This is a genomic window from Spiroplasma monobiae MQ-1, assembly GCF_002865545.1.
GTDB lineage: Bacteria > Bacillota_I > Bacilli_A > Mycoplasmatales > Mycoplasmataceae > Spiroplasma_A > Spiroplasma_A monobiae.
In genome coordinates this window covers 268,732-280,643 of record NZ_CP025543.1, presented here as the reverse complement: position 1 = coordinate 280,643, position 11,912 = coordinate 268,732, and the positions used below count along the sequence as shown (strand labels likewise).

Below are 11,912 nucleotides of genomic sequence, written 5' to 3'. Positions count from 1 at the left end.
TTTAAAAAAGTCTATTTTTTTGTAAATTGTTATGGTTCTTTATTTATGGTACTTTTGGTTCTTTGAAATTTTGAAACCTCTGTAAATTTGTTCTAACAGCACTATTCTAACTAAGTTATAAGGTAGTGTAATTAAACCAAAACTTATTTTATTTGGATGTAATTTTCTAAAATCTTGACTAAAACCATCACTTGGTCCAATTATAAAACAAGCTTTTCCACCCTTATAATTTTTATTTTCAACTAGTGTATTTGCTATCATTTCTGAAGTATATTGTTTTGAGTTTATATCTAACAAAAAGACTTCATAATCTTTTAAATCGTTTAGTTTTAGATCTATATTTTGTTCATTTTTTGTCATATTTGATTTAATATCACCATGATCAAACTCATTTATTTCAATTATTTCTAAATCACAATGATTTTTTAGTTTATTAATATAAGAACTATAGACTTCTTTATATTCCTTATTAACTTTGTTAAAACATATCAATTTTATTTTCATAATTTCTCCTAAAAACCACTAATATTATACACTTATCATATTTATTCAAAAAAATATATGATAAAATATCTATATGATTTTGGAGGAGATATTATGGCTGAAAAAAAACAATTTCAATCTATATTGGACTTTAGACCTCAATTTGAAAACATAATTGATGCCTTAGTTCCAGATATTCAATTTTCATATTCTGCAATTATGAACAACTCAACTGTTCAAACTTACTTTAATATGATAGCTCTTGAATACTATGGTTTTGAGTACTACCAGTTATTAAGATTGAACAAATTAGAATTTAAATTAAATGAAAGAACATTAAACTTAACTATTTTAGAAATGGTTTACAATATAATTTCACAAATAGTTGCAAGAAAATGAAGATACTCAGAGTATATTGCATACGATATGTATATTTTACCTTTACGTATTAAAAAATACATAAATGCTATGAACTATAAATTTGTAGATTCAGAAACTGCAACTAAAAAACCTATTTTAAAATTGGTTGGTCAATCTACAAGAATTGTTGTTGAAGAATTAGTGGATCAATATCACGATGACAGATTAAATAATGTTATTGGTCAATTTAGAGCCGCAGGAGCTGAAGAAGTTGAATTAAAATTAAACTTATTCAAAAATGTTGCTTTATTTGTACACGAAGGAAATGCATTAGTTTTTCAAAAATTTGGAACTGAATTTGCTACAAACTACTTCAAAGAGGTTGAAACTTTAGAAAAATATAAATCAGAAAATTTATCTGCAAAAGAAAAGAAACATGTAGAAAAATCAATTAACGATTTATTTAATGTTGCTATTGTAACTGTGCTTTTAATGTCAGATGCAATGAAAGCTGGAGTTTGAAAAAAAATCAAAGAAGCAGAAAAACGCAGAATTGAAATGGAAGTTACTCAAAAAACAATTGAAGAAGCAAACAGAAGATTACAAGCCATTTCTCAACAAGAAAAAGACATCAAGAAAATTGAAGCAAAAAAATAAAACTAGTTATAAAACTAGTTTTATTTTTAAATTTTTTGATTTTTTCTAAAAAATATAAAACCAACATAAGTAAATGCTATTACTAAAGAAATTTCAACAATATATGAATATAAAATAATTCCTGTAGTTCTTATTTTTAAAGCACCTTTATCAAAAATTGAAAAATTTGTATTCATTGGGTTGAATGAGCTAGATCCAGGAGTTTGACCTTCTAATGGTTTATAAACATCATTTAAAGAATTAAAATTTATTTGATAAATTTGATCAATGTAATTTAAAGAAGGTTCTGAGTACTGTATGAATTTTGCATACTTATCTTCTGCAAAAGCGGTGTTTTGATATGCAACAAAGTTAAAAAAGTTTAAAAACTGTTTTAACTTTATATCTTTGTAATAGTCATTGTAATCTCTTAATTCCAAGAAGCTATACTTACCATTTCTTGAGATTTGTTCATAAAAAATAGTTGTGTTAAAAGAATTCATAAATCCAATATTAATAACTTGAGATATAGCTAAAAATTCAGGATATTTTTCATAAAATTCAAAATAATTACTATATTTATTTGAAAATGGAGTATCTACATAATTATATCTTCCAAACAATGGATTATTTCTGGAGTTATAACCGATTTGATTAAAAATACTATAATAATTTTTGTAAATAAAATCTAATAAATTTTTATATTTTATTCCAAATTCAGTTTTATACAATGATTTTAAAGTTTTATCCAAATTTAGTTTTCCTTTATATTTACTAGGTTCTACATAAAATGGAACTTGTTCTATATTGTATGCTCCTGAAGTACCAACTTCTTCAATTGATTTTTTTAACAAAATTATCATTTCATAGTATTCATCATCAAATTCAAAAACTTGCTTTTCTGATTGATCATCCGATATTTTGTTTAATGTTTGTCCCATATAATAAGATAGAAATAAACTATTAATGTAATCATCACTTTGATTCGGGTTAATGATAATTGATTTGAAATTTTGCTTTCCTTTATAATAGGCATTACCATCAGTTGTTAGATTATTAAATAAATTTAATTTATTATCATAAATATTTATTCCATCTTTTAAAAGAGTGTCATGAAATTCACTACCTATATAAATTTTAAAATTATTTTCAGTTATTATTTCTTCAATACCTTTATCTTTAGATGAGTATTCATTTCCCAAAAAACTAAAGAAAGGACCTACTGCCACAGATGCTAAAAAAAGAGTTGCTAGCACATTTCCCAAACTAGCTTTTAAAAGTACCCCCATAAGTACAGTTATCGCAAGAATTAATAGATTATATAAAATCAAATTAATTTTAGGTAAACAAATTATACTTAAAGCTTCACTATGATTATCTTGAAATGAAATTGCTAATGTTTGAATTAAAAAGTAAATAAAAGTCAATGCAGTTAATAAACAACTAATTGTTATGATTCTAAAAAAATAAGAAAACTTAGCTTTTATTCCATATCTTTGTTCTAATTGTTGAAAGTTTTTTGCCTCTCCAGAAGATAATAAATGACCTACCATTATTATTGAAAAAACTCCAAATAAACATATTGTAATCATAGTTTCAATATTAACAATAGCAGTTTTTTTGTATATATAATCAGCTGAATTTAGTGAATAAATAATTGTAAAAATAAGTAGATTTAGAAAAATAATAGACACATTAACAATCAAACTCTTGCTTTTTAAAATAGATATAATGTTTAACTTTATTAATCTATTTAGATTACTTTTATTCATAAATGTCTTTAACTCCTTCATATTTATTTTCCTTTTTATCAATATATTTAAAATAAATATTTTTTATACTCTCTTTTTTATTATCAAATTTATTGTTATAAATAATGCTACCTTCCTTTAATATTATTAATTTATTACACAAGTCTTGCAATTCTTCAATTATATGACTTGTAATCATCATACCAACATTACTTTCGTGAAGTTTTTTAATTATTGATAGGAATTCATTTTTACCTTCTACATCCAAATTTGCAGTTGGTTCATCAAAAATTATAAATTCAGGTTTTGTTATTAAAACCCCTGCCATTATTGCTCTTTTTTTCATTCCTGCTGATAATTTTTTTATTGTTTTATTTTTATATGCTTGTATTTCTAACATTTCAATAATTTTATCCACTCTGGAATTAAATTCTTTTTGGTTAACACCTGCAACAATAGAAATATATTTCATATAATTTTCTACAGTTATATTTAAAGGAATATTATTTGAATCAGGGAAAAATGCAATTCTACTTAAATTATTATTATCAAATATATTTTCATCATTGAAAGTTATTTTTCCAGAATTTAATTCAACCATACCAAAAATTGATTTAATTAGAGTTGTTTTACCTGCTCCGTTATCACCAACTAAGGCTATTAAATCTCCTTTTTCAATTATTAAATTTATATCAGAAAGGTTAAATTCTTTAAATAATTTAACCATCTTATTTATTTTTATCATTTTTTATAACCTTTATTTTATTTTGAATTCATTCAAATCTATAGATTAGCAAATATTGTTTAAATTTGTATATCTATATTTTATATCTTTAATTTTATTTTATCATAAAAAAATGTCTCAATTTAATTAAGACATTTTTTAAATTTTTAAAATCTCATACCGCCCATATTAGGCATTCTTCCTGATTTTAATGCTTTTGACATTTCAAGAACTTGTTTTTTACCTTTATCAAATTGGTTTAATAACTCGTTGTATTCTTTTTCGCTTCTTCCAGAACCTTTTAGAATTCTTTGTTTTCTAGTAATTGCTTTTAATAACCTTGGTTCTCTTCTCTCTTTTAAAGTCATAGAACTCATTAAAATATTTGCAACTCAAAGTTTTTGTTGGGCTTGATCTATTTGAGATTCGCTTATTTTTCCATTTAATCCGGGCATCATTTTCATGATTCCTCCTAAATTTCCCATTTTAGCAACTTGTTCCATTTGATTTCTTAAATCTTCCAAATCAAATTGACCAGCAAACATTCTTTTCATGGTTTTTTCCATTGTTCGCTCGTCAATAACATCTGCTGCTTTTTCAAATAATGTCTCAACATCTCCCATTCCAAGGATTCTGTCAGCCATTCTTTTTGGGTGGAATTCTGCAAGTGCACCAATTCCTTCACCTTCCCCAATAAATTTAATTGGTAGTTTGGTGATATCTGTAATTGAAAGTGTTGCTCCCCCGCGAGCATCACCATCAAGTTTTGTAACAATTACTCCAGTTAGTTTTAGTAAACTATTAAATTCTTGTGAAACGTTTATAATATCTTGACCAGTCATACCATCAACTGTAAGAATAATTTCTTGAGGTGATGTTACTTTTCTAATATCATTTAGCTCTTTCATTAATTCTTTGTCAATTTGTAAACGACCAGCTGTATCGAGAATAATTACCTCATATCCATTTTTTTGAGCATAATCAACTGCTTGTTTTGCTGTTTTTACCGGATCTTGTTTTCCTTGTTCAAAAACATCTAAATTATTTTTTTGACCCAATTCAACCAATTGATCAATAGCTCCCGGTCTATATATATCAAGTCCAACCATTAAAGTTTTTTTCTTATTCTTCTTACTTATTAAGTGAGAAAGTTTACCTACTGTTGTTGTTTTACCAGCACCTTGTAAACCAACCATCATAATAATAGAAGGTTTTTTTTCAATTTCCAATGGTTTATTAGTTTTTCCAAGTATTTCAATTAATTCTTCATGAACAATCTTAATCATTTGTTGATCTGCTCTAACACCTTGTTCAATAAATGCTCCTTCTGCTTTTCTTTCAACATTTGCTATAAATTTCTTCACAACATCAACGTTAACGTCAGCTTCTAAAAGAGCCAGTCTAATTTCTCTCAATACTTCTTTTACATTTTCACTATTTAGTGTGCTTTTTTTAAGGTTTTTTTCGATAGATTTTTTCATTCTACCTGTTAAAAAATCTCCAAATCCCATATGTTTCACTCCAATCACAAATAATTATAACAAAAAACACATTTTGCTTGGTGTTTTTATATTCTTATAGTTTCACGTTTTTCACGAATAATCGTAATATAAACATCTCCAGGAGTTTTGTTAACTTGTTCTATTTTTTCTTTTAAAGCATAAGAGAGTTTAGCCATTGAATAATCATCTATTATTCCAGGATTTACCATTACCCTTATTTCTCTTCCAGATTTTAAAACATAGGCCTTTAAAACTCCTTCTTGTTTTAAACAAACATCTTCAATTTCTTGCATTCTTGCGAAATAATCCTCAATATCATTATTCCTTGCTCCAGGTCTTGCAGCACTCATAGCATCAGCTATTGCTACAATTTCAGCATAATAAGTTTCTTTTTCAACTTCATTATGATGAGCTTCTACGGCGTTTATAATAATATTATCAATTCCATACTTTTTAAGAATTTTAACACCCAAAGTTACATGACTTCCTTCTTTTTCGAAATCCACAGCTTTTCCTATGTCATGTAACAATCCTGCTTTAAGTGCTGTTTTTTGATCAAGTCCCATTTCTTGAGCAATTTTCCCAGAAATGATTCCAACTTCTGCAGAGTGTTGAAGAGCATTTTGACCATAACTATGTCTATATTTTAATTTACCAATTAGAGTTACTATTTCTTGTGGTAAATCGTCAATGTTTAAGTTAGATAAAGTTTCCAAACCAATTTCATAGCAATGTTTTTCTAATTTTTCTTCTTGCAATATCAATTGTTCTTCAATTGTTGCTGGATGAATTCTTGCTGACTTCATTAGTTCTTGCAAAGTTAAATAAGCTATTTCTCTTCTAATTGGATTAAAAGATGAAATAGCAATTCTATTTGGAGTTTCATCAATAACTATATCGACACCACCATATGATTGAAAGGTTTTTATATTTCTTCCTTCTTTACCAATAATCCTTCCTTTTCATGAATCATTTTCTAATTCAAAGAAAGTTGTGTTTTTTTCATTAGTAATATCAATATGACAACTTTGCATTGCATCAATAAGTATTTTTGAAGCTCTTTCTTGTGCTTTTTTATTTAAATTATTTTCAAATTCTTTAACTCTATTTGAAAGTTCATTTAAATATTTAGTTTCAACAATATTAAATAACTCTTCTTTTATTTCTTTTTCAGTTAAGTTTGCTTTTGACTCTAATATTGATTGAATATTTTTGCGTTCTAATTCAAGTTCTATTTTCAATTCTTTAAGACGAAGTTTTTCATTAATTAAAACTTCTTCTTTTTCACCCAATAAATCTAATTCCTTATAGAATTTTTCTTTTTTAATTTTTAAATTTTTTTGTTCTAAAGATACTTCTTCTGAAATATATTTAGCATCATTTTCTGCATTTAATTTAATTGATGCAGCTTCTTGTTTGGCCTGAGCCAATATATTCATTTTTATTTCTTTTGCCTCGTCATTTGCTTTTTGTAGAATATATTTGCGTTGACGAGATTTAATTAAATAAATTATAGCTGCAATCGATAATAAAACTATCAATACCAATACAGCCAATATCGCAATATATATTGTTTCTTCTGATTTTGTAACTAGCATTGTTTCTCCAATCCTAGAAAAGTGTGGTGTTGCTTTTGCAACTTTATTATTTTACATTATTTTTACACTTTTTTATTAGTACACTTTGAAAATATAAAAAATCGAGATAGTGTCTCGATTTTTTATTCTATACAAGTTTTAAGTTTTTCTTGAATTTCTTCATATTTATCAGGGTTATTTACAAATCATTCTCTTACAGATTCTTTTCCTTGTCCAATTTTTTCTTCTCCATAAGAATATCAAACACCAGCTTTAGTTAGAACATTATAAATTGTGGCCATTTCTACAACTTCCAAATCCTTTTCAATACCCTTGTTATAAGCAATTGTTATTTGACAAGCTTTAAATGGTGGTGCCACCTTATTTTTAACAATTTTTATTTTAACCTTATTAGCAGTAGCTTCACCATTAGCAGAAATTGTTTCACCCTTTCTAACTTCTAACCTTAAAGAAGAGTAGAATCTTAGAGCTCTCCCTCCAGGAGTTGTTTCTGGGTTACCAAATATAACCCCCACCTTTTCTCTTAATTGATTGATAAAGATAACTGTTGTATTCGTTTTTGAAACAATTCCATTTAATTTTCTCAAAGCCTTTGACATTAATCTTGCTTGTAAACCAATTTGTTGATCAGACATTTCCCCATCAAGTTCAGCTTTAGGTACAAGTGCAGCAACAGAATCAACAACAACAATGTCAATTGTGTTTGACTTTACTAACATTTCTAAAATATCAAGAGCTTGCTCTCCTGAATCTGGTTGTGCTACAACCAGGTTTTTTATATCTACACCAATATTTTGTGCATACCTTGGATCTAAAGCGTGTTCTGCATCAATAAAGGCAGCTCTACCATTATTTTTCTGTGCTTCACAAATAGCATGTAAAGAAAGAGTAGTTTTACCACTTGATTCTGGGCCATAAATTTCTATTATTCTACCCTTAGGATATCCACCAACACCAATAGCTCTATCTAATAAAAAACTACCACTTGGAATAACATCAATTGAAGAATTAATTGAATCTCCCAACTGCATTATTGATCCTTTACCAAAAGTTTTTTCAATATCCTTTAAGACACCTTTAAAAGCTGGATCATCATAAATATTATTATTACTCATATTTAAAAGCACCTCATTTGTATTTTTTTCTAATTTTTTTTCTATCATTGTTATTTCCTCCTCAATTGATTTATCGTCAATCGATTCAGAAAAAATTATAGATTTAAAAACTTATCTATAACAAATTCACAACTTCTTTTTTTATATTCTTCTCTCGAAATATTATCATTTACTTTAAATTCAAAAATATACTTATCTTCTTTAATTATAAATCCAACGTAACTTAATCCTGATTTTTCACTTCCGTCCAAAGGAGGTGCAAATCCAGTAAAACCAAAGACTATGTCTGTTTTTAATTTTTCTTGAGTTTTTTCCAACATTAAACTAAGTGTTTCTTTCGAAACAGCACTGTATTTTTTAATTATTTCTATATCAATTCCTAAAATTTCAGATTTGAATTCATCTGAATAACAAACAAATCCACCTTTAAAATGATTACTTGCTGAAGTTATATTTGTAATTTCATTTGAGAAATATCCACCAGTAAAAGATTCACAGCTAGATATTGTTAAATTATTCAATTTTAAATGTTCAAATAATTCTTTCATATACAAATCCTTAAAAAATAAAGTGAGATTAAATCGTCGTAACCCACGTTTTGTAACACTTGCGTGTATCAACTATCTATCTATCGCCGAAGCGATCCCAAAGGCTTGTTCAGTTCCTCACCCTTAAGCTCCTCTACCAAAATTTGAGTTTCTTGCTTGTGGAGTTTACCGCGTTCCATTTCACTATTTCTAGCTATTCGTCTCTGTGGCACTTTAAAAAGCTCATCATAGGTACAAGTACCCTTAGATTATGCTTAAGTCGTTACCAATTAAATTGGTACCTAGAGTTATTTTTTCCTCTAGCACAATCACTACATTCATCTCAGAATGTGCAAGCGTGGAGTTTCCTCTATATTATCTTTCAAATATAGCAGTTGATTCAGATTAATCTCAATCATTATTTTATACCAAATTATTTATTATATGTGTCTTTTTCTAAATTAGAGATACGTTTAATAATATCTGAGTTGTTAAGCCCTTTTCTTGCAAGATCTTCAATTTGAGTTTCGGTAAGTTTTAAACTTGCAATTGTTTGATTTAAATCATTTGTAACTCTTTTTACTTCATCTTCTAACAATTTAATTTTTTCATCTTTTTTAGATTCTCTATCTGTAAAAGTTTTATAATCTTCTGCAACCATATCTAAAAATGAATCAACTTCTTCTACTTTATATCCTTTGTATTCAACTTCAAAGTCTTTGTCTAAAATATCTTGTTTTGATAATTTAATGTAATCTGCCATTTTTTTAGCCCCCATTTAGTTTTATTGTATCTTATTTTAGAAATTTTTGTAAATATATAACGATTAATATATCGAGGTGATTTAGTGATTATTAAGAATAAAGGGATGTATTTAGAAACAATTATTAACAATAGTATTAGTTTATTGGAAAATCAATACGGATTTATATATAAAATGCCATTAAGCAATAATATAATTTCAATCGATGACAATGTAGTAACTGCAAGGCTAAATAAAAATCCATTTTGTGATTATATAGGTCTTTGAAAAGGTATTTATATTGAATTTGAAGCGAAAGAAACAGAGAAAGACTTTTTTAATTTAAATAATATAAAAAAACATCAATTAGAAAAGTTGAAATTAGTAGATTTAAATAATGGAGCTGCCTTTTTAATAATTTACTTCCATAATCAAGAAAAAATGTATTTTTTACATATTAAAGATATTGTTAATTTAAAAACAAAAAAAATACCAATTGATTATTTCAAGGATAATTGCTTTGAAATAAGTTCTAATGGTATTAGTTTTAATTTTAATGATTTATTTAATCATTTAATCAGTTATACATAGTTATTTTTACTGATGTTTTTTTAGATTGTTCTTCTAACTTCTTAAATAATTCATCTATGTTATTGATTTTATTATCATTTATTACTGACATTATTTTTGGTTTAGATATTCCTAATTCAATATAGTCTTCAATTTTATCGATTTCTTGCTTATTCAACTTATAATTAAGTATTTTTTCAATAAAATTATATGTATTATCTGTTTTTAATTTAGAATGTTCCTCTTCTAAATCCACAAGTAGTCTATTAAATAAGGGAGTTAGATCAAGAATAGTTTTTTTACCTTTTTGTTCAAGTTTAATAATTCTATTCTTTAATAATTCTGATATTTCGTGTTCGATTTCCTCTTTTGAAATCATCATGTGCTGTGCAATTTCTGATGGTGTAAAGTTCTTTTGATCTTCATTTGATAATTCCATAATTATCAATAATATAGCTAACTGGTTTTCATTAATGTTAATTTTAGAGTAGTTTAATATTAAAAGAGCCTTTTTGCTTATTAATCCAGATTTAAATAATTCAAACATATGTATTTAACAAAATTAAAACTTGCTATTAGCAAGTTTTTTTAATGTATAGTAAATTATTTAGCAACTGCTTCTTTTAATTGTTTAGCTACTTTAAATTTAGCTACAGTTGTTGCAGCAATTTTAATTTTTGCTCCAGTTGCTGGGTTAACACCTTCACGAGCAGCTCTGTCAGCAGTAACGAATTTACCGAATCCAGCGATTGCCACTTCTTCTTTTTTAACTAATGCATTTGAGATTTCGTCAAATACGTAGTTTACCATTCTTTCAGCTTCTGCTTTAGTGCTACCAAATTCAGCTGATAATTTTTCTGATAATTCTTTTTTTGTCATGGTTTCTCCACCCCTTATATCTATACTACCTTAGCGTGTTGGAAAAAGTCATTTATCAACCCACTAGGCTTATGATTATTGTATAGTATTTTATATAGTATTTCAAACATTGGTGCATTTATTTTATATTTTTTGCACATTTCGTATGCTAATTTACAAGATAAAACACCTTCAACTGTATTTTTGTGTGATGTTAACACCTTTTTAGCGTCATCTTTTTGTGCAATTTGAACACCTAATGAAAAGTTTCTAGATTTTAGTGATGATGCAGTTAAAATTAGATCTCCAAGAGTTGCAAAGTTCATAAAAGTTTCAATTTTAGCCCCAAAATGTTTAGCAATATTGTAAATTTCAGCATTTCCAATTGTAATTAATGAAGCCTTTGCATTATCTGCAGATGAAAATCCATGTAAAATTCCAGCTGCAATAGCAACTGAGTTTTTTAAAGCGGCTGCTATTTCACAACCCACCACATCAGTTGATACTTTAACAACAAAATACTCATTTGAAAATACTTTCGCAATGTATTCTGCTGTTGCATAATCTTCATTACAACTCATAACACAAGTTGGTTTTCTCATAATAACTTCAATGGCAACAGAAGGTCCGTATATCGCCCCATAAGACTTCATAACACCAGTTCCTTCAAATTGTTTTTTAATTTTTTTACTTAATACATCAAGATTTTCTTCGTCTAAACCTTTAGCGACATTTATAATGTGCATTTCACGTTTACCGTATTTTATAACATTTTCAATTGCACTATTTAATGCAAATGTCGGAACACTTAGTATAACTATGTTTGCTTTTTCCATCGCAACTGCAAAATCAGTTGTTGCTTTAATGTTTGTATTTATCAATAGGTCTTGGAAGAATTTTGAGTTTAAGTGATTGTTATTGATGTCTTCAACTTCTGACTCTTCAATTCCATACATCAATACATCATGTCCATTATCAGCTAAAACATTAGCCAAAACTGTCCCATATGCTCCTGTACCTATAATTGCTATTTTTTCTTTTGCCAT

13 protein-coding genes and 1 other RNA gene are annotated in these 11,912 nt (G+C 26.8%); 2 read left to right on the top strand and 12 right to left on the bottom strand.

Annotated features, from left to right (window positions below; genetic code table 4):
• Positions 1-39 precede the first annotated feature (39 nt).
• Positions 40-504, bottom strand: a complete 465-nt coding sequence (locus tag SMONO_RS01380) for a 23S rRNA (pseudouridine(1915)-N(3))-methyltransferase RlmH (protein WP_101780563.1) — start codon at positions 502-504, stop codon at positions 40-42.
• Between the two features lie 93 nt (positions 505-597).
• Here SMONO_RS01380 and SMONO_RS01375 point away from each other — a divergent pair, with 93 nt between their 5' ends.
• Positions 598-1,500: a hypothetical protein gene (locus SMONO_RS01375; protein ID WP_101780562.1), complete on the top strand. Its 903-nt coding sequence runs from the start codon at positions 598-600 to the stop codon at positions 1,498-1,500.
• Between the two features lie 26 nt (positions 1,501-1,526).
• Here SMONO_RS01375 and SMONO_RS01370 read toward each other — a convergent pair whose 3' ends face one another.
• From SMONO_RS01370 to SMONO_RS01335, 8 genes are all read right to left on the bottom strand, one after another.
• A complete protein-coding gene (locus tag SMONO_RS01370) occupies positions 1,527-3,251 on the bottom strand; it encodes a hypothetical protein (RefSeq protein WP_158637885.1) in 1,725 nt (574 codons plus the stop codon).
• Entirely contained in the window at positions 3,244-3,975 is a 732-nt protein-coding gene (locus tag SMONO_RS01365) for an ABC transporter ATP-binding protein (RefSeq protein WP_101780560.1), read from the bottom strand. The genes SMONO_RS01370 and SMONO_RS01365 overlap by 8 nt, the downstream gene beginning before the upstream one ends.
• Before the next feature lie 146 nt (positions 3,976-4,121).
• Positions 4,122-5,465, bottom strand: coding sequence for a signal recognition particle protein (ffh, locus tag SMONO_RS01360; RefSeq protein WP_101780559.1), 1,344 nt, complete (start codon positions 5,463-5,465; stop codon positions 4,122-4,124).
• Between the two features lie 56 nt (positions 5,466-5,521).
• Positions 5,522-7,054 carry a ribonuclease Y gene (gene rny, locus SMONO_RS01355; protein ID WP_101780558.1) on the bottom strand — a complete coding sequence of 511 codons (1,533 nt, stop codon included), beginning with the start codon at positions 7,052-7,054 and terminating at the stop codon, positions 5,522-5,524.
• Positions 7,055-7,176: 122 nt separating this feature from the next.
• Positions 7,177-8,217 carry a recombinase RecA gene (recA, locus tag SMONO_RS01350; RefSeq protein WP_281254166.1) on the bottom strand — a complete coding sequence of 347 codons (1,041 nt, stop codon included), beginning with the start codon at positions 8,215-8,217 and terminating at the stop codon, positions 7,177-7,179.
• 47 nt (positions 8,218-8,264) lie between these two features.
• A complete protein-coding gene (locus SMONO_RS01345; protein ID WP_101780557.1) occupies positions 8,265-8,717 on the bottom strand; it encodes a CinA family protein in 453 nt (150 codons plus the stop codon).
• Positions 8,718-8,751: 34 nt separating this feature from the next.
• Positions 8,752-9,103, bottom strand: an RNA gene (gene rnpB, locus SMONO_RS01340) — RNase P RNA component class B.
• Between the two features lie 26 nt (positions 9,104-9,129).
• Entirely contained in the window at positions 9,130-9,459 is a 330-nt protein-coding gene (locus SMONO_RS01335) for a DivIVA domain-containing protein (RefSeq protein WP_158637884.1), read from the bottom strand.
• Between the two features lie 84 nt (positions 9,460-9,543).
• Here SMONO_RS01335 and SMONO_RS01330 point away from each other — a divergent pair, with 84 nt between their 5' ends.
• The gene (locus tag SMONO_RS01330) at positions 9,544-10,029 is read left to right on the top strand and encodes a Holliday junction resolvase RecU (protein ID WP_101780555.1); all 486 of its coding nucleotides are present in this window, start codon (positions 9,544-9,546) and stop codon (positions 10,027-10,029) included.
• On the opposite strand, the gene SMONO_RS01325 is transcribed toward SMONO_RS01330, so the two are convergent.
• The 3 genes from SMONO_RS01325 to SMONO_RS01315 are packed head-to-tail and all read right to left on the bottom strand — an operon-like array spanning position 10,004 to position 11,912.
• Positions 10,004-10,555 carry a DnaD family protein gene (locus SMONO_RS01325; RefSeq protein ID WP_101780554.1) on the bottom strand — a complete coding sequence of 184 codons (552 nt, stop codon included), beginning with the start codon at positions 10,553-10,555 and terminating at the stop codon, positions 10,004-10,006. The two genes, SMONO_RS01330 and SMONO_RS01325, sit on opposite strands and share 26 nt — an antisense overlap.
• A gap of 56 nt (positions 10,556-10,611) precedes the next feature.
• Positions 10,612-10,887 (bottom strand): HU family DNA-binding protein, encoded by a 276-nt coding sequence (locus SMONO_RS01320; RefSeq protein ID WP_101780553.1) that lies wholly within the window; start codon positions 10,885-10,887, stop codon positions 10,612-10,614.
• Positions 10,888-10,907: 20 nt separating this feature from the next.
• Positions 10,908-11,912 carry an NAD(P)H-dependent glycerol-3-phosphate dehydrogenase gene (locus SMONO_RS01315; protein WP_101780551.1) on the bottom strand — a complete coding sequence of 335 codons (1,005 nt, stop codon included), beginning with the start codon at positions 11,910-11,912 and terminating at the stop codon, positions 10,908-10,910.